At 64.4% G+C, this 16,523-nt stretch carries 16 protein-coding genes; 7 read left to right on the top strand and 9 right to left on the bottom strand.

The features are described 5' to 3' along the window. The first annotated feature begins 12 nt into the window (after positions 1-12). Genes JQ591_RS34350 through JQ591_RS34335 form a run of 4 tightly spaced genes read left to right on the top strand, consistent with a single transcriptional unit; the run spans position 13 to position 3,815 of the window. Complete coding sequence (locus JQ591_RS34350) at positions 13-972, top strand: ABC transporter permease (protein WP_211400388.1); 960 nt, start codon at positions 13-15, stop codon at positions 970-972. After that, entirely contained in the window at positions 938-1,855 is a 918-nt protein-coding gene (locus tag JQ591_RS34345) for an ABC transporter permease (protein ID WP_211400387.1), read from the top strand. The genes JQ591_RS34350 and JQ591_RS34345 overlap by 35 nt, the downstream gene beginning before the upstream one ends. Then, on the top strand, positions 1,855-2,850 hold the full coding sequence (locus tag JQ591_RS34340; protein WP_211400386.1) for an ABC transporter ATP-binding protein: 996 nt from the start codon (positions 1,855-1,857) through the stop codon (positions 2,848-2,850). Before JQ591_RS34345 ends, JQ591_RS34340 begins: the two co-directional genes overlap by 1 nt. Beyond that, complete coding sequence (locus JQ591_RS34335; protein WP_211400385.1) at positions 2,847-3,815, top strand: ABC transporter ATP-binding protein; 969 nt, start codon at positions 2,847-2,849, stop codon at positions 3,813-3,815. The genes JQ591_RS34340 and JQ591_RS34335 overlap by 4 nt, the downstream gene beginning before the upstream one ends. 24 nt (positions 3,816-3,839) lie before the next feature. Here JQ591_RS34335 and JQ591_RS34330 read toward each other — a convergent pair whose 3' ends face one another. From JQ591_RS34330 to JQ591_RS34320, 3 genes are all read right to left on the bottom strand, one after another. Beyond that, complete coding sequence (locus JQ591_RS34330; RefSeq protein WP_211400384.1) at positions 3,840-4,487, bottom strand: HAD family hydrolase; 648 nt, start codon at positions 4,485-4,487, stop codon at positions 3,840-3,842. A gap of 66 nt (positions 4,488-4,553) precedes the next feature. Then, positions 4,554-6,458, bottom strand: a complete 1,905-nt coding sequence (locus JQ591_RS34325) for a sensor domain-containing diguanylate cyclase (protein ID WP_211400383.1) — start codon at positions 6,456-6,458, stop codon at positions 4,554-4,556. A 176-nt stretch (positions 6,459-6,634) separates the two neighbouring features. Next, the gene (locus JQ591_RS34320) at positions 6,635-6,856 is read right to left on the bottom strand and encodes a dodecin (protein WP_211400382.1); all 222 of its coding nucleotides are present in this window, start codon (positions 6,854-6,856) and stop codon (positions 6,635-6,637) included. A gap of 317 nt (positions 6,857-7,173) precedes the next feature. Between JQ591_RS34320 and JQ591_RS34315 the strand changes: the two genes are divergently transcribed. Both JQ591_RS34315 and JQ591_RS34310 read left to right on the top strand, forming a co-directional pair. Next, positions 7,174-8,175, top strand: coding sequence for a glycoside hydrolase family 16 protein (locus tag JQ591_RS34315; protein ID WP_211400381.1), 1,002 nt, complete (start codon positions 7,174-7,176; stop codon positions 8,173-8,175). A 2-nt stretch (positions 8,176-8,177) separates the two neighbouring features. Next, positions 8,178-9,671 carry a GH1 family beta-glucosidase gene (locus JQ591_RS34310; protein WP_211400380.1) on the top strand — a complete coding sequence of 498 codons (1,494 nt, stop codon included), beginning with the start codon at positions 8,178-8,180 and terminating at the stop codon, positions 9,669-9,671. A gap of 15 nt (positions 9,672-9,686) precedes the next feature. Here JQ591_RS34310 and JQ591_RS34305 read toward each other — a convergent pair whose 3' ends face one another. The 6 genes from JQ591_RS34305 to JQ591_RS34280 form a co-directional block, all read right to left on the bottom strand. Continuing rightward, positions 9,687-10,244 carry an HNH endonuclease gene (locus tag JQ591_RS34305; RefSeq protein WP_018316280.1) on the bottom strand — a complete coding sequence of 186 codons (558 nt, stop codon included), beginning with the start codon at positions 10,242-10,244 and terminating at the stop codon, positions 9,687-9,689. 209 nt (positions 10,245-10,453) lie between these two features. Further along, the gene (locus JQ591_RS34300; RefSeq protein WP_211400379.1) at positions 10,454-11,431 is read right to left on the bottom strand and encodes a peptidyl-alpha-hydroxyglycine alpha-amidating lyase family protein; all 978 of its coding nucleotides are present in this window, start codon (positions 11,429-11,431) and stop codon (positions 10,454-10,456) included. A 128-nt stretch (positions 11,432-11,559) separates the two neighbouring features. After that, complete coding sequence (locus JQ591_RS34295) at positions 11,560-13,335, bottom strand: flavin-containing monooxygenase (RefSeq protein ID WP_211400378.1); 1,776 nt, start codon at positions 13,333-13,335, stop codon at positions 11,560-11,562. Positions 13,336-13,593: 258 nt separating this feature from the next. Then, positions 13,594-14,223 carry a hypothetical protein gene (locus JQ591_RS34290; protein ID WP_211400377.1) on the bottom strand — a complete coding sequence of 210 codons (630 nt, stop codon included), beginning with the start codon at positions 14,221-14,223 and terminating at the stop codon, positions 13,594-13,596. Between the two features lie 15 nt (positions 14,224-14,238). Then, the gene (locus JQ591_RS34285; protein WP_211400376.1) at positions 14,239-14,559 is read right to left on the bottom strand and encodes a hypothetical protein; all 321 of its coding nucleotides are present in this window, start codon (positions 14,557-14,559) and stop codon (positions 14,239-14,241) included. A gap of 159 nt (positions 14,560-14,718) precedes the next feature. After that, positions 14,719-15,372 carry a DNA-3-methyladenine glycosylase family protein gene (locus tag JQ591_RS34280; RefSeq protein WP_211400375.1) on the bottom strand — a complete coding sequence of 218 codons (654 nt, stop codon included), beginning with the start codon at positions 15,370-15,372 and terminating at the stop codon, positions 14,719-14,721. Positions 15,373-15,592: 220 nt separating this feature from the next. Here JQ591_RS34280 and gluQRS point away from each other — a divergent pair, with 220 nt between their 5' ends. Then, a complete protein-coding gene (gene gluQRS, locus JQ591_RS34275; RefSeq protein WP_211400374.1) occupies positions 15,593-16,462 on the top strand; it encodes a tRNA glutamyl-Q(34) synthetase GluQRS in 870 nt (289 codons plus the stop codon). Positions 16,463-16,523: the final 61 nt, after the last annotated feature.

Below are 16,523 nucleotides of genomic sequence, written 5' to 3'. Positions count from 1 at the left end.
GGGTCCTCCTTCATGAGCCAGTATGTCCTGCGTCGCCTCCTGATCGCGATTCCGAGCCTGCTCGGAATTTCGCTGGTGCTGTTCATCGTCCTCGCGCTAGCCCCGGGCGATCCCTTCTCGGAACTGGCGACCAATCCGAACGTGCCGCCCGAAGTCGCTCTCGCGCTTCGGGCGAAGTTCGGCCTCGACGATCCGATCTACCTCCGTTACCTGCACTGGCTCAACGCCATGCTGCACGGCGACTGGGGTTTCTCCTTCGTCAGCCGGATGAACGTCGACACGCTCATCCTCCAGCGACTGCCAACGACGCTTTACGTGATCGGCTCGGCGCAAATTCTGGCGCTCCTGATCGCGATCCCGGTCGGGGTCTATGCGGCGACAAAACCCTATTCGCTGTTCGACCAGGTCGCCAACACGCTCGCCTTTGTCGGCTTCTCGCTGCCCACCTTCTTCACCGGCATCCTGTTCATCCTGATCTTCTCGGTCACGCTGGACTGGCTGCCTTTCGTCTACACGACCGACATCAAGGGCACCGGCATTCACTGGGTGCTGGAGATGATCCGTCAGGCGATCATGCCGGTAGCGGTGCTCGGCCTGTTCCAGGCGGCGTCGATGACGCGTTTCGTGCGCTCGGCGATGCTCGACGTGATCCGACTGGACTACGTCACCACCGCGCGCGCCAAGGGCATCGGCCAGCGACGGGTGATCATCAAGCACGTGATGCGTAACGCCATGATCCCGGTCGTGACGCTGATCGCGCTGCAAATCCCGGCGGTGTTCGGCGGCGCCATCGTCACCGAGCAGATTTTCCGGATCCCCGGCATCGGCTCGCTGCTGATCTCCTCCATCCTTTCCAACGACACGCCGGTGGTGATGGCCGTCACCTTCGTCTTTGCGTGCCTGGTCGTGCTGTTCAATCTCATCGCGGACGTTCTTTATGGCTGGCTTGACCCTCGCATCTCCCTCCGCTGAGCGGCGCGTCTACTCGCCCTGGCGCGAGACGTGGCGGCGTTATAGCCGCCACAGGCTTGCCGTGGTCAGTGCGTTCCTGCTCCTCGTTCTGATCCTGGCGGTGGTGGCCGGCCCCTTCGTCTGGCGGGTCAAGATCGACGACATCGATATCGTGGCGGGCATGCAGGGGCCGTCGCTGGCCCATCCCTTCGGCACCGACGATCTCGGGCAGGACATCCTCGCCCGCATGATCTATGGCGGGCGCATCTCGCTCGCGGTCGGCCTGGCCGCGATGCTGGTCTCGGTCTTTGTCGGCGTGCTGATCGGCGCGCTCGCCGGCATGTCGCGCGGTGCGCTCGGTCATGGGCTGATGTGGCTCACCGATCTCTTTTTGTCGCTGCCGCAATTGCCCCTGCTGCTGCTGCTGATCTATCTCTTCCGCGACGGGCTGAAGGCCGCGTTCGGCCCCGAGGGCGGCATTTTCATCCTGATCGTGCTTGTGATCGGTGGCTTGCGCTGGATGCCGGTCGCCCGCCTCGTTCGCGCGCAGTTCCTGTCGATCCGCGAGAAGGAATTCGTCGAAGCCGCGCGCGCTCTCGGGGCGAGCCCCGTGCGGCAGGTGGTGCGCCATATCCTGCCCAATGCCCTCGGTCCGGTGATCATCGCCGGCACCATCGACGTGGCCGCCGCCATCATCGCGGAATCGACGCTGTCCTTCCTCGGCCTCGGCTTCCCTCCGGATACGCCGACCTGGGGCCGGTTGCTTTATGACGCCAAGGATTTTCTCGACATCGGCCCGCACTGGGCGCTGTTTCCGGGCGGCGCGATCTTCATCGCGGTGGTCGCCATCAACTTCATCGGCGACGGCCTGCGTGACGCGCTCGATGCGCGGCGGGTGATCTGATGGCGCCGCTGCTCGAAATCAAGGGACTGAAAACCCACTTCTCCACCGACGACGGCATCCTCCAGGCCGTCGACGGCGTCGACATCTCCATCAACAGGGGCGAGACACTTTGTGTCGTCGGCGAATCCGGCTGCGGCAAGACCGTCACCGCGATGTCGATCCTGAAGCTGATCGCGATGCCGCCGGGCCGCATCGCGGCGGGCGAGATCATCTTCGAGGGCCGCGACCTGGTGCCGCTGACGAGCAGTCAACTCGACGAGATACGCGCCAAGGAAATCGGTTTCATCTTCCAGGAGCCGATGACCTCGCTCAACCCGGTGCTCACCGTCGGCGAGCAGATCGCCGAGAGCCTGCGCCGCCACGAGGCGGTGACCAGGAAGCAGGCGCTCGATCGCACCATCGAGATGCTGAAGCTGGTGCAGATTCCCAACGCCGAAGGCCGCGTGCACAACTATCCGCACCAGTTCTCCGGCGGCATGCGCCAGCGCGTGATGATCGCGATGGCGCTCGCCTGCAAGCCGAAGCTGATCATCGCCGACGAGCCCACCACTGCCCTCGACGTCACCATTCAGGCGCAGATCCTCGATCTGCTCCAGGATATGAAGGAACGCTTCGGCATGGCGGTGATGCTGATCACCCATGCCATGGGCGTCGTCGCCGAGACCGCGCAGCGCGTCGTCGTGATGTATGCCGGCAAGGTGGTGGAGGAGGCGCCTGTCGACGACCTCTTCGGCAATCCCGGCCATCCCTATACGCAAGGCCTTATCCGTTCGATCCCGCGCATCGATCTCGACAGTGAACACAAGACGCGCCTGGAGGCGATCGGCGGCTCGGTGCCGATCCTGATCAATCCGCCGGTCGGCTGCCGCTTCGCCCCGCGCTGCCGCCACGCCATGAGCGTCTGCACCGAGAAGGAGCCGTTGTTGCGTCAGATCGCGCCCGGCCATCGCATGGCCTGTCATCTCGGAGATGCGCAGTTGGGAGGCGCGGCATGACCGAGCCCTTGCTCCGCGTCAGCGGCCTGAAGAAATATTTCCCCGTGCATGGCGGGCTGTTGTCGCGCCAGGTCGGCAGCGTCTACGCGGTCGACGGAGTCTCGTTCTCGGTCAACCGTGGCGAGACGCTCGGCCTCGTCGGCGAATCAGGCTGCGGCAAGTCGACGACGGGACGTTGCGTGCTGCGCCTGATCGAGCCGACCGACGGCGAGGTCGTGTTTGACGGCCAGGACGTCCGCCAGCTCGGCGGCACCGATTTGCGCGCGATGCGGCGGAACATGCAGCTCGTGTTCCAGGACCCGTTCGCCTCGCTCAACCCGCGCATGACGGTCGGCGCCATTCTCGGCGAGGCGCTGATCATCCATAAGCTTGGCTCATCGGCCAAGGAACGTGAGGATCGCGTCGCGAGCCTGCTGGTGAAGGTCGGGCTCAAGGCCGAGCACATGCGCCGCTATCCGCACGAATTTTCCGGCGGCCAGCGCCAGCGCATCGTGATCGCGCGCGCGCTCGCGGTCGAGCCGAAGCTGATCGTCTGCGACGAGCCGGTGTCCGCGCTCGACGTCTCGATCCAGGCCCAGGTCATCAACCTGCTGGAAGATCTCCAGGCCGAACTGAACCTCACCTATCTCTTCGTCGCGCACGATTTGTCGGTGGTCGAGCACATCTCCGACCGCGTCGCGGTGATGTATCTCGGCCGTATCGTCGAGCTCGCCAAGGCCAGCGACCTCTACCGCCATCCGCAGCATCCCTACACAAGGGCGCTGTTATCGGCTGTGCCGGTGCCCGATCCCAAGCTCAAGCGCGAGCGGATCCGCCTCAAGGGCGACGTTCCAAGCCCGATGAAGCCGCCGTCGGGCTGCCACTTCCACACCCGCTGTCCTATCGCCCAGCCGCGTTGCGCGGAAAGCGCACCGGAGCTGAAGGAGGGGGCGGGCGGGCACCTTGTGGCGTGCCACCTCGCCTGACGCCGGGGAAAGCGGAGCGCGTATTCAAGCGTGAAGCAGGCCGTACTCCGAAAGGGTCCGCCTGAAAGTCTCAACTGAGGTGTGGTGATGCGCGAATAGACCCGCCTCTCGCGCGCCGGCGACATTGGCCATGAGATCGTCGACGAACAGGACGCTCTCCGGCTTCACGTCGAGCTCCGACAGACAGAGGCGGTAGCAGCGCGGGTCCGGCTTCGCCGTCTTGAACCTGGCCGAGGTGTAGATGCGCGAGCCGAACAGCGGCCGCAGTTCCGGCAGCAGCGTCTCGATATGGTCGGCGACCAGCGTGGTGTTGTTGGTCAGGACGGCAATGTCGACGGTCTTACGCAAGCTGCCGGCAATCTCCAGCATCGCACGATCGGCCTGCATTGAACGGCGTCGCGCCTCGATCCACTCGTCCAGCGACAGCGGATAGCCGATGCGTTCGCCGAAACCCCGCAAATAGTCCCCGGCATCGAGAGTGCCGGAATCGCCGAGCAGCTCGAAGCCGCTGTCCCAGATCGCCTTGTGAACCGAGTCGCTGGTGGCCCCCGCAAGCTTCGCCAGCCACGCGACACGCTTTCCCCTGTCGTAGTCGCAGAGGACATTGTCCATGTCGAAGAGGACGAGTTTGATCCCATCAGTCACAGCAGCACTCTCGGATTGGCCGAACATCTGGCCGTGATCCAAGCCATACCCCGCTGGAGCGCCGGCGCCAATCCGGAGCAACGGTCGATCCCGTTACGCGCTTCTCGCGGGCCAGGGAACGACCTGTCCCGACATCACCAGCCGGTCACGGCCGTTGTCCTTGGCGGCGTAGAGCGCGCGATCGGCGGCGGCGACCAGCGTGCTGGAGTCCGTCGTGGTTTGGGACGGAAGGCTCGTCGCGGCGCCGACGCTTGCGGTGACCAGGCGGGAGGGGTGATTTTGCGCATGCAGCATGGCGAGATCGTGCAGTGCCTTGCGAATCCCTTCGCCGACCTCGGCGCAGCCCTCGGGACCGGTGTTCGGCAACAGCACGGCGAATTCTTCGCCGCCGTAGCGCGCCGCGAGGTCGGCCGGGCGCCTGCTGTGGGCGGATAGGATCCGGCCCAGCGCACGTAGGCACCCGTCGCCCGCCAGATGTCCGTAATGGTCGTTGAACTTCTTGAAATGATCGACATCGATCAGCAGGAGCGAGAGCTGCGTGCTGTCGCGCCGGGCGCGCGCCCATTCGTCGGCGAGGCGCTCGTCGAATGCGCGCCGGTTGGCGAGGCCGGTGAGGCCGTCGGTCGTTGCAAGCGAGGCGAGCTTGTCCTGAAGATCCTTCTGCTCGGTCATGTCGCGCACCACCGCGACGACGCCGTCGATCTCACCGCTGTCCGACGCCAGGGTCACGTGCAACGCCGCCTCGGCCCAGATCTCGCCCTTGTCGCGATGACGCTGGCGATAGACGAAACGCGCCTCCTCGGCCTCGCCATTCTTAAGCGCGGCGATGGCCTGCTCGACGCGCTCCATGTCGTCGGCGTGAATGCCGGCCAGGGCTGAGGTGGCAAGCAGTTCGTCGGAGGACCAGCCCGTGATGCGTACGCACGAGGGAGAAACGTAGAGCAGCCGGTTATCCAGCCCGATCCGGGTCACCATGTCGCTGGATTGCTCGGCCAACAGGCGGAAGTTTGATTCCGTGACGACGAGGGCCTGTGCCATGCGTTGCCGCTGCACGAGCTGACGGACCAGGTAGAAGCCGATCACCGCGATCAGCAGCACCAAGCCGAGGACGAAGGTGGTGCGCGCAGCCGCAGCGTGCCGCCAGGGCGCCAGCACGTCGTCCCGCGACTTGCTCGCCAGCACCATCAGGGGATAGCGGCTGCTGCGCTGGTAGTAGCTCAGCCGCTGCACGCCATCGAGCGGCGACTTGAAATAGTAGACTGCGGCGGGGGCACGACTTTCCCATCCCTTGAACAAGGGTGCATTGGACAGGTCGCGTCCGACAAAGGCACCGCTGTCGTCACGGCTGCGCGCCAGCATGATGCCGCTATCGTTGAGCAGCGATGCCGAGCCGTTCGGACCGATGTCGAACCGCTCGTAGAACTTGACGAAATAGCCGACGTCGATCGTGAGCAGGGCAACGCCGGCGAAGCCGCCGTCGGAATCGTTGATCCGACGGGACGCGGTAATGATCCATTGGCCCCCGGATCGGCTCCTCACGGGCGGTCCGATCAGCGTGCCCGTTTCCGGCGAGTCGCGATGTCGCTGGAAATATTCGCGGTCGCTGTTGTTGAGCTTGGAGAAGTCGAGGCGCTCGGTCGTGGCAAGCCACCGCCCGGTCGCGTCATAGACGAAGATGCCGCGGATGCGGTCCGATGATTTCCGTGTCGGCAAATAGGCCTGAAGCTTTGCAATCGTGTCCGGATCAGTTCCGTCGATTTCGAGCCGGTGGACCAACCCGACGAGGATCGTATCAACGAGTTCGAACGTGTCGTCCGCGTGCTGGATCAGCGAATGCGCCAGATTGGCGACGTCGATCTCGGCGTTCTTGAGATCGGCATTGCGCATTTCCCATTCACGCCAGGCGCTCAAGCCGAGGATGGCGAAGCAGGTCAGTATGACGAAACCCGCCGCCCAGAGCGGAAGGCGCGTCTTTCCGAGTTCGCGGCCCGTGGTCATCAGGCTTGCTCCATTTCGGCGCAAACCTCTCACTTTGGCCTTAACGGCCTGTTGCAACATCCGCGCTGATTGTGCGAAACCCGTATTTCGACCGGAGCAGTCCTCGACAATTGGCAGCTTATTGTCGCGGTTAACCAGGCTGGCCTCACGCGTCGGCTTCGCCCGGCGTTTCTGCCTCACTCATCCAGTGTGAAGCCGACGCGCAGCGTAACTTGGTAGTGGCGCACGGAACCCTTTTCGATATGGCCGCGCGTTTGCACCACCTCGAACCATTTCATCTCGCGAATGGTCTTGGCGGCACGGCTGACCGCATTCTTGATCGCATCCTCGATCGAGGTTTCGGACGATCCGACCAGTTCCAGGATCTTGTAGACGTGATCCGTCTCGCTTGTGGCCATGACTATTCTCCCCTTGTGCTGTCGCGGGGCCGGCTATGTCTGGCGCGGACAATCGGCGCCCGCGGGACATCCGGCCCCGACTCTGAACGGATGCCGGCGCTTCGAGTTCCGTCCCCGGCGGGGGGCCTGCTGGGCGCTGCCCGGGCGGTCTTCATTTATATTTATGCGGTGCTCCATTTTTTGTAAGTGCACGAAAATGTGGATCGCTTGGGCGAGCGGCGCTCCCGAATTGGCGCGCGGTCGCGGACCTGCTCTTGCCCGTTCCGATATGAGCGAGCTAACCTCTGCCTTTCCTCTGGCATCTTCGAAGTGCGGTGATGATCGAGCGTTGGACGAGGGGCGCTCTGGCTGCGATCGGTCTCTGCGTTGTGCCTGCGCCGGGCATCGCGCAGGACGATCTCGACGGTGCCCCGGTGAGCATGTCGCTGCAGGTGACGACCGATCCCTCCACCATCGAGTGCCGCCGACTGGAGACGGTCAATCCGGCCTCGCTGGTATTCTTGCCGCTGCGCCGGACCTTCAACGAGGATTTTGACGAGCATCCGCTGACGAACGGACGCTGGGTGCCGCATTACGCCGGCGGCGCGGCCTGGCCGGAGGCGCGTTACTGGGGCGGCGACGGCTCCGATTTCAAGCGCAAGACCAGTGCCAATGGCGAGCAGCAGATCTATGTCGATCCGCGCTATGCCGGCCGCGCTTCGGCGCCGCTCGGGCTCGATCCCTTCAAGGTGAAGGACGGCGTGCTGTCGATCGTCGCCAGCCGCACGCCGCCGGAGCTGAAGTCAGTGCTGTTCAACAACGAGTACGTCTCCGGGTTACTCACGACCCAGGGCACGTTCGCGCAGAAGCACGGCTATTTCGAGATCCGCGCCAAGGTGCCGGTGGGGCATGCGGTGTGGCCGGCGTTCTGGATGCTGGCGGATGACGGCGGCTGGCCGCCGGAGGTCGACGTGCTGGAAGGCCGCGGCGAAAAGCCGGGCGATCTCGTGATGACGACGCATTGGCGGATTCCCGCGACCCAGAAGATCCAGTCCTGCGGCTTCGACTTCGCGGTCGGCGACGCCTCGAGCACATTCCACACTTACGGTGTGCTGTGGGAGGAGGATCGCCTGGTCTATTTCATCGACCGCAAGCCGGTGTCCGACATCAAGGTGCCGGTCGGTTTCGACGATCCCATGTACATGATCGTCAATCTCGCGATCGGATCGAAATTTTTTCTCGGCGTCGGTCCGGTCGACGCGGAGTCGCCGCCTACCGTCGCATTCGAGATCGACCGGATCTCCGTTTATCAGATCGAAATGGAGCAGGCCCGGAGATAGCAATGGCAACTGATTTCTCGCGGCGCGATTTTGCAAAGCTCGCGGGCCTTGCGGCGGTTGGCGCTGCGGCGGGTGCCAAGGCTGCGGAGAAGGCTGCGGAGAACGCCGCGGCAAATGAAACGCTGATAGTGCCCGACCGCCATGCGCCCGCGCCCTTCCCGAAGAATTTTCTCTGGGGCACGGCGACCTCGTCCTACCAGATCGAGGGCGCCGTCAATGAGGACGGCCGCGGCAAGTCGATCTGGGACGTCTTCAGCCACACGCCCGGCAAGATCGAGGACGGCTCAACCGGCGACCGCGCCAACGAGCACTATCATCGCTACAAGGACGACGTCGGGCTGATCAAGGCGCTTGGCGTCAAGGCCTACCGGTTCTCGATCGCGTGGCCGCGGGTATTTCCGGATGGTGCAGGGCAGCCCAACGCCAAGGGGCTCGATTTCTACGATCGCCTCGTCGAGGAGCTGCTCGCGAACGGCATCGAGCCCTATGCGACCCTCTATCACTGGGACTTGCCGCAGGCGCTCCAGGACCGCGTCGGCGGCTGGCAGTCGAGCGACACCTCGAAGGCCTTTGCCGACTACGCGGCCTACGTCGCCCGGCGCCTGACCGATCGCGTGAAGAACATCTTCACCGTGAACGAGGTCGGGCGCTTCGTGAATTTCGGCTATGGCTGGGGCATCGACGCCCCCGGCCTCGAGCTGCCGCTCGCGCAGCTGAACCAGGCCCGCCATCACGTCGCGCTGGCGCATGGGCTCGCGGTGCAGGCGATCCGCGCGTCGGGGCGCGCCGGTACCCGCGTCGGTGCGGCCGAGAACATCGCCGCCTGCGTGCCGGCGATCGCGACGCCCGAGAACATCCGCGCCGCCGAGATCGCGACGCGCGAGCTCAACGCCGGCTTTCTCGGCGTGGTCCTGGAAGGCAAATACACCGACGGTTTCCTCGCCTATGCCGGCGCGGACGCGCCGAAATTCACCGCAGAGGAGTTGAAGATCATCGGTACGCCCAACGACTTCGTCGGCCTCAACATCTACGCGCCGCAATATTACGTCACGGCCTCCGATCGCGCGCCCGGCTTCCACGTGCTGCCGTTTCCCAGCTCATTCCCGCACATGAATTCGGAATGGCTCCGCGTCGGTCCCGAAGTGATCTACTGGGCGCCGCGCATCGCCGCGAAAATCTGGAACATCGACAATATCTATATCAGCGAGAACGGCACCTCGTCCGAAGACAAGCTCGCCGCCGACGGCCAGGTCTATGATCTCGACCGCATCATGTTCCTGCGCAACTATCTGACCCAGATGCAGCGCGCGATTGTCGAAGGCGTCCCGATCCGCGGCTATTTCCTGTGGAGCCTGATGGACAATTTCGAATGGATTTTTGGTTACGGAAAGCGGTTTGGCCTGTACCGGGTCGATTTCGAGACGCAGGTGCGCGTGCCAAAGCTGAGCGCGGCGTTCTATCGTGATGTGGTGGCGCGGAATGCGATCGGGGCGTGAGACCAGGCGCAGACCTTACGGATCCAGCTCCGTATCCCAGTAGAGATAATCCAGCCAGCTGTCGTGCAGATAGTTCGGCGGGAACAGGCGGCCGTTGCGGTGGAGCTGGTGCACGGTCGGCGCGAAGGCGTGCTGGCGCGGAAACATCTTTGCCTGCACCGGCGTGAGATTGCCCTTGCGCAGATTGCAGGGTGAGCAGGCCGCGACCACGTTCTCCCAGGTGGTCTGGCCGCCTTTGCTGCGCGGGATGATGTGATCGAAGGTGAGGTCTTCGGGCGAGCCGCAATATTGGCAGGCGAAACGATCGCGCAGGAAGACGTTGAATCGGGTGAAGGCAGGATGCGTTGTCGGCTTGACGAAGGATTTGAGCGAGACAACGCTCGGCAGCTGCATTTGCAGCGTGGGACTATGGACCGCCTGATCGTAATGCGCGACGATGTTGACGCGGTCGAGGAACACCGCCTTGATCGCGTCCTGCCACGACCATAAAGACAGCGGGTAGTAACTCAGCGGCCGGAAGTCCGCATTCAGTACCAACACCGGCCAACTGCCTTGCGAGACATGTGCGTTCAAGTAACGCTCCCGGCCTCCAATGTACGCTGCGAAGCAGCATGTACTGACATACTACATGCAGCGTGACGGGATTGTGAAGCCCGTTGAGCGACTTATTCAGTCGCAAGCAATGCGGCGGCGGGGTGGCAAAGCGCCCAGAAGCGCCGCGATTTGGGGCGGGGACGGAAGGCAGGGGCGACCTGACAGCGCATCGGGGCTTACCCGCGCTGCTACTCGCGTACCCGCTCCAGCTTCTGCAAGCACCGCGTGGCGCGGACCGCGGCCGGCATCTCCTCGTCCGGAAAGCTGGTCTTCCAGTCGGTGACGCCGACCTCGCCGACATAGATGTCGCCCCTGGAATCCAGCGCAATGCCGTGCGGTGCCAGGAACTTGCCGCTCGCGATGCCCGGGCCCTCCTCGCCGCCGAGCCGCGCGATGCGATTGCCTTTCGCGTCCACGATCGACAGCCGCGGGCCGAGATTTGGCACCTTGCGGTTGACCGCGAGGCCCGGGCCGAGCTCCCCGATGACGAAGGTCGGGCTCTTGCCGCCGCCGCAGCAGCATAGCGCACAAGGGCGGTGCAGATTGTTCCACTGCGTCTCGTACTTGCCGTTGCCGTCGAACACCTGCACGCGGTGGTTCTCGCGGTCGGCGACGTAGACAAAACCGTCGGCGTCGGCGGCGATGTTGTGCACGATGTTGAACTGGCCGGGATCGGTGCCGGGCTCGCCCCAGCTCTTGAGGAGCTTGCCTTCCGGCGTGAACTTGTGCACGCGCGCATTGCCATAGCCGTCGGAGACGTAGATCTCGCCCTTCGGCGACAGTGCGGTGTGGGTGCAGCGGTGGAAGGGCTCGCCGCTCATGAACGGCGACGGCTTCTCGGGGATGCCGATCGTCAGCAGCACCTTGCCGTCGGCGGTGCACTTGCGCACGGTGTGATCGCCGTCATCGGTGCAATAGAGATTGTCGTCGGCATCGATGTGCAGGCCGTGGGCGCGCGAGAAAAGCCCCTCGCCCCAGCTGCGGAGAAAATTGCCCTCGCGGTCCAGCACGACCATCGGATGGGCACCGCGGTTGAAGACGTAGACCCGGTCCTTGCTGTCGACCGCGACCGAAGCGACGTCGGTGAGCTGCCATCCGTCCGGCAGCTTGGTGAAGTTTTCGACGACGCGGTAACGGTGCTCGCCGGCGCCGAGAATGGCTGGCATTGATTGTCCCTTTGTTCGTTTTGGCAGCGTGATCGTCCCCACACTGTCATTGCGAGCGCAGCGAAGCAATCCAGACTGTCTCTGCGGAAAGATTCTGGATTGCTTCGCTGCGCTCGCAATGACGAGGCCTAAGCGGCACTCACCTCACGCCCCAAAATCCCTTCCTCGATCGCCTTGATCTGGAGCGCGAGATATTTCGAGTTGATCCGGCACTGCGCGAGGCTGCCGGCGATGAACCACAGGCCGGGCTGCCTGGTGCGCGCATACATGTTGCGCAGCTCGAGGCCGTCGCCAAATCCCCAGACCGGGCCGACCCGATCGGCGACGCCGTCGCCGAACAGTTTCCGCACCAGATATTCCTGCGTCTTGTATCCGGTCGAGAGCACGATCAGGTCGGCCGGAAGGGTCGCGCCGTCCTTCATCCGCGCGCCCTCGGTGACGAAGCCCTCGATGTCGGAAAACTGCCTGAGCTTGATCGCGCCCTCGACGATGAGGTTGGAGCAGCCGACGTTGAAATAATAGCCGCCGCCGCGGGTGAGGTACTTGAACTGCCAGCCGGTGCCGGCCTCGCCGAAGTCGAGCTTGAAGCCGACGCGCTGCAATCCGTCGAGCAGCTCCTTGTCGAGTTCCTTCGACTGCTCCGTCAGCATCACATGGGTCTTCTTCGCGAGTGGCGTCGGCATCGAGGTCGCGATCAGGTCGTTGTCCTCGAGCGTGCCCTCATTGTAGGTCGCATAAGCGAGTTGGGCCGACGGCTCGATATTGGTGACGAGCGTGGGCGAACGCTGCACCAGCGTCACGTCCGCGCCACTGGAGTGAAGATCCTGCGCGATGTCGTGGCCGCTATTGCCGGTGCCGATGACGATGGCGCGCCTGCCCGTCCAGTTCTCGCCGTCCTCGTAGCGGCCCGAATGCAGCAGCGTGCCCTTGAAGTTATCGAGGGTTGGAATATCAGGCACATTTGCGATGCCGCTGACGCCGGTCGCCATCACGACATGGCGCGGGTGCATGGTGCGTTTGCCCCCGTCGGCGCGTCGCAATGTGACGGTCCAATTGTCCTTGGCATCGTCGTAGACACCGTCCTCGAATTCGGTGCCGGTCCAGAAGTTCAGCTCCATCGCGTCGACGTAAGCTTCGAACCAGTTGGCGAGCTTGTCCTTGGGGATATAGGTCGGCCAGCTCGGCGGAAACGGCATGTAGGGCAAATGATTGACCTGCACCTGGTTATGCAGGGTCAGCGCGTGGTAGCGCTTGCGCCAATTGTCCCCGATCCGTGCCTCGCGATCGACGATCAGGGTGTCGATTTGCAACTGCTTCAGCCGCGCCGCAATCGCGAGCCCGGCCTGGCCGCCGCCGACCACCAGCACGACGGGATCGCGATCGGCGTAGTCGCGCGAGGCGTTGCGCAGGTCGAGCCAGTTCGGTCCACGGAAGTCGCGCGAATAGGCCTGGCCGCGCGGCCGCGCGTTGCCGAGCTGCTCCTCGAAGCCTTTGAGTTCGTCGAGTGCGGTGAGCAGCGTCCATGCTTTCAGGCGGTCGCCGTCGGTAGCGTCGGGCATAAGCCTGACGATGCCGCTGCCGCGCCCCAGGGCGGTTTCGAAATTGAAGATCACTTCGATATTGTTGTTGCCGGCACGCGTCACCCAGCGCGGCGGCGCTCGGTTCGGCGCGATCTTGAAGCTGCCCGGTGCCGCCTTGGGCGACAGAAGCGTCAGCGCCTGCGCGATCTGATCATGGCCAGCGATCGTTTGCAGGTTCCAGCTCAGCGCCAGCACGTCGCGCCAAAAGCTGTCGGCGAGGAAGAGGCGGTCGAGTGCGGCGGGATCGGGCTTGCCCAGCGTGCGCTCGAATTCATCGAGCCAGGCTTGTGCAGAGACGGAAATATCCTTCGTCTTGTCCAGCATGCGCGACCTTGGCCGTCTTCGCGGCGTTTTCCCTGGGGTTGACGCTATACCGGTTCGACAGGCCTCGAAAGCGCTTTACCCGAGCAGTGAGAGCATGTGGCCCTGCTCCGGCGGAATGCGCCCCTTCAGCGTATCGAGATCTCCTGCTTTCGCGAAGCTTGCAATAGGCACGCAAGAAAGGCTCCACCTCAGTGGAGCCTCCCTTGTGGCATTAGCTGCGGGGTCCGCCGCCGCCCGCGTGCGGCGGACGGAACATCCTTACCTGCCGCGGGTGCCGGCGCCGTACAATTCACGCTCACGGCCGACATCGTCAGGTGACAATGGCGGGCTTGCGTCATCGAAGCCATTCCAGCCGGACTTTTGCCAGGCGGCGCTCCGATCCTGCAGGTTCACCGACCTTTCATTCAGAAGGGTATCAAGACGGGCTCGATCTTGCTCGGATACCCGCGCTGAAACCAGCGTTCCGCCGCGGCGAACGCCCTCCGCATAGCGCGATGCATCTTCCTTCGACATCCCGGCCTGGGTCAACGCGCCGACGATGCCGCCCGTCGCGGCGCCGGCTGCGGCACCCACTGCGGTTGAGGCCAGCCATCCGGCAGCAACGACCGGTCCGAGTCCCGGAATAGCGAGCAAGCCAAGTCCTGCAAGCAGGCCGGCCGCGGTGCCGAGGCCTGCGCCGATGCCGGCACCCGTGCCGGCGCCTTCGGCGCGATCGTCGACGCCGTCGCGATCACGATCGACTTTGCCCGTCGATGAGCCGTACCAGTTATCGGAATTGTTCGCGACGATGCTCACGTCGGAGTGCGGCACGCCTGCGGCCTCCAGGCGCCTGACCGCACGCTCCGCATCCGAATAGTTGTCATAGAGTCGAGAAATGGTGGTCGTCATGTTTCATCCTCCTGCTTACTTGGCGGGGTTCACGTTGCCTTGGAAGTCCACGCTCACATCCGCCTTGGTCCCGGCCTTGTCGGCCTTGCCGCGCCAGACGCCCTTGTCGTCCTTTTGCAAGCCGGAAACATTGGAATATCCGGCCGACTCGATCTTCGACTTCGCCTGACCCTCGGTGAAGCTGTTGCGGCCTGCAACCGGTGCGTTCGAGTTGTTGTGATCAGAACTGTTGACCGCGTTGTTGCCCGGCCCGCTTTGCGCCGGCTGCGACTGTGCGCTTACGGGCACTGATCCGAGCAGCAAGAGAGCTGCGGCGAGCATTGTTAGGCGTGACATAGTTTGTCCTCCGGCTGTTGATTGTGCCGGTCGACAACAGGCGAGATTCGAATTGGTTGCTCCGCCATTTGCGACGGAAGCGCGCGTCTTCAAATTTGCTCGGCTTCGAAGAGGCGTAGGAACGATTGCCATTCTTTCCAGTTTGTGCGGTCTCGCACTCTAGGCAGATCCGGCGATGACGCCTTCGCGCTTTTTCACGGCGCGATAATAGCTCCACCACAGATGCGCCGCCGCGCCGCGCAAGGGGCGCCAGGGTTCGGCGAGTGGCGTCATCTGCTTTTCCGTCGGCCGCGCCTGCAAGCCGAGCCCGATGCGGATGCCTTCCTGCACGGCGAGGTCGCCGGCCGGCCAGGCGTCGCCATGGCCCAGGCAAAACAGCAGATAGACGTCCGCGGTCCAGGGCCCGATGCCGGGCAGCGAGATTAGCGTGTGATGCGCGGCGTCGGCATCCTCTTCAGCGAGCACCTCGAGGTTCAGCCGCTCCGCAGTGATCTCGCGCGCGAGATGTTTCAGTGTCTTGATCTTGGCGGCGGACAGGCCGAGCCGTCCCAGCCGGTCGGTGCGGGCGCGGCGCACCGCCTCGTGGTCGAACGGATCGAAGGCGGCGGACAACCGTCCCCAGATCGCCGCGGCGCTCGCCGTCGAGAGCTGCTGCCCGCACACGATATGCGCGAGCCCGGCAAAGCCGGGCTCGCGCCGCCGCAACGCCGGCATGCCGGCAGTCGCGAGCACGGGCTTGAGCCGCGGATCGCGCTTGACCAGCGCGTGGACGGCCTCTTCGAGGTCGGATTGGGTTTCCAGGTGGATGGTCATGGCTTGCTCAACTCGTCATGCGCGGGCTTGCCGTCTCTGCTAAAGCTACGCTGGCCCAATACCGAGAAGCCCGCCGAAACCTTCGGCGTGGGCGGGACCCGCGCATCCCTCTCCTATCGTAACAGAGTCCTGGAAGATGGATTACCGGGTCATAGGCGAGCGGAAGCGAGGCCGTCCTTCAGGCGGCTTTACCCGGCAATGACAAGTCTCGCGAGAATCTATGCCACCCGTTTTCCGATTTGCCCCCAGTCCGAACGGCTACCTGCACCTCGGACACGCCTATTCAGCGCTGTTGAATTCCGACCGTGCGCGCGAGACCGGTGGGCGGCTGTTGCTGCGGATCGAGGACATCGACGCGACGCGCTGCCGGCCGGAGTATGAGGCGGCGATTGACGAAGACCTCGCCTGGCTCGGCATCGCCTGGGAGACGCCGGTGCGGCGGCAGTCGGAGCATCTCGGCGCGTATCGCGCGGCGCTGGACAGGCTCTCCGCGCTTGGCCTGGTCTATCCCGCCTTCGAGAGCCGCGCCGAGATCGCAAGGCTGGTTGCGGCGCGTGAAGCGGATGGGCCGTGGCCGCGCGATCCCGACGGCGCACCGCTCTATCCCGGCGACGCCAAATCGCTGTCCGCCGACGAGCGCGACCGGCTCATCGACACCGGCACGCCTTATGCGCTTCGGCTCGACATGGCGGCCGCCTGCCGCCGCGCCGCCGGCCTGACCTGGAACGAGCTGGGCGAGGGGCCCGCTGGTGAGCGCGGCATCGTCCCCGCGCGGCCCGAGGCCTGGGGCGACGTGATCCTGGCCCGCAAGGAGACGCCGACAAGCTACCATCTGTCAGTCGTTGTCGACGATGCGCTCCAGGACATCAGCGAGATCGTGCGGGGCCAGGACCTGTTCCACGCCACCTCGGTCCACCGTCTGCTGCAGGTTCTGCTCCGCCTGCCCGAACCCGTCTACCGCCACCATGGGCTACTTCGCGACGAGGCCGGCCGGAAGCTGTCGAAATCAACCAGCTCGACCGGCCTTCGTGAACTGCGCGCTGCCGGGGCCACGCCCGCCGGTATCCGCCAGTTGGTGGGATTAGGTTAAGTTTCTCTGGGGGTTAGCCAAACACCGCCGTGACTCCGGGGGTTCCGCCGTGCCATGCTCG

Source organism: Bradyrhizobium canariense (assembly GCF_018130465.1).
GTDB lineage: Bacteria > Pseudomonadota > Alphaproteobacteria > Rhizobiales > Xanthobacteraceae > Bradyrhizobium > Bradyrhizobium canariense_C.
This window is presented reverse-complemented; position numbering and strand designations above follow the sequence as displayed.

Bases quoted from the DNA above. Each gene is read 5' to 3' on its own strand.
- JQ591_RS34350 (WP_211400388.1), top strand. From the start codon at position 13: ATGAGCCAGTATGTCCTGCGTCGCCTCCTGATCGCGATTCCGAGCCTG.
- JQ591_RS34345 (WP_211400387.1), top strand. From the start codon at position 938: ATGGCTGGCTTGACCCTCGCATCTCCCTCCGCTGAGCGGCGCGTCTAC.
- JQ591_RS34340 (WP_211400386.1), top strand. From the start codon at position 1,855: ATGGCGCCGCTGCTCGAAATCAAGGGACTGAAAACCCACTTCTCCACC.
- JQ591_RS34335 (WP_211400385.1), top strand. From the start codon at position 2,847: ATGACCGAGCCCTTGCTCCGCGTCAGCGGCCTGAAGAAATATTTCCCC.
- JQ591_RS34330 (WP_211400384.1), bottom strand. From the start codon at position 4,487: ATGTTCGGCCAATCCGAGAGTGCTGCTGTGACTGATGGGATCAAACTC.
- JQ591_RS34325 (WP_211400383.1), bottom strand. From the start codon at position 6,458: ATGACCACGGGCCGCGAACTCGGAAAGACGCGCCTTCCGCTCTGGGCG.
- JQ591_RS34320 (WP_211400382.1), bottom strand. From the start codon at position 6,856: ATGGCCACAAGCGAGACGGATCACGTCTACAAGATCCTGGAACTGGTC.
- JQ591_RS34315 (WP_211400381.1), top strand. From the start codon at position 7,174: ATGATCGAGCGTTGGACGAGGGGCGCTCTGGCTGCGATCGGTCTCTGC.
- JQ591_RS34310 (WP_211400380.1), top strand. From the start codon at position 8,178: ATGGCAACTGATTTCTCGCGGCGCGATTTTGCAAAGCTCGCGGGCCTT.
- JQ591_RS34300 (WP_211400379.1), bottom strand. From the start codon at position 11,431: ATGCCAGCCATTCTCGGCGCCGGCGAGCACCGTTACCGCGTCGTCGAA.
- JQ591_RS34295 (WP_211400378.1), bottom strand. From the start codon at position 13,335: ATGCTGGACAAGACGAAGGATATTTCCGTCTCTGCACAAGCCTGGCTC.
- JQ591_RS34290 (WP_211400377.1), bottom strand. From the start codon at position 14,223: ATGACGACCACCATTTCTCGACTCTATGACAACTATTCGGATGCGGAG.
- JQ591_RS34285 (WP_211400376.1), bottom strand. From the start codon at position 14,559: ATGTCACGCCTAACAATGCTCGCCGCAGCTCTCTTGCTGCTCGGATCA.
- JQ591_RS34280 (WP_211400375.1), bottom strand. From the start codon at position 15,372: ATGACCATCCACCTGGAAACCCAATCCGACCTCGAAGAGGCCGTCCAC.
- gluQRS (WP_211400374.1), top strand. From the start codon at position 15,593: ATGCCACCCGTTTTCCGATTTGCCCCCAGTCCGAACGGCTACCTGCAC.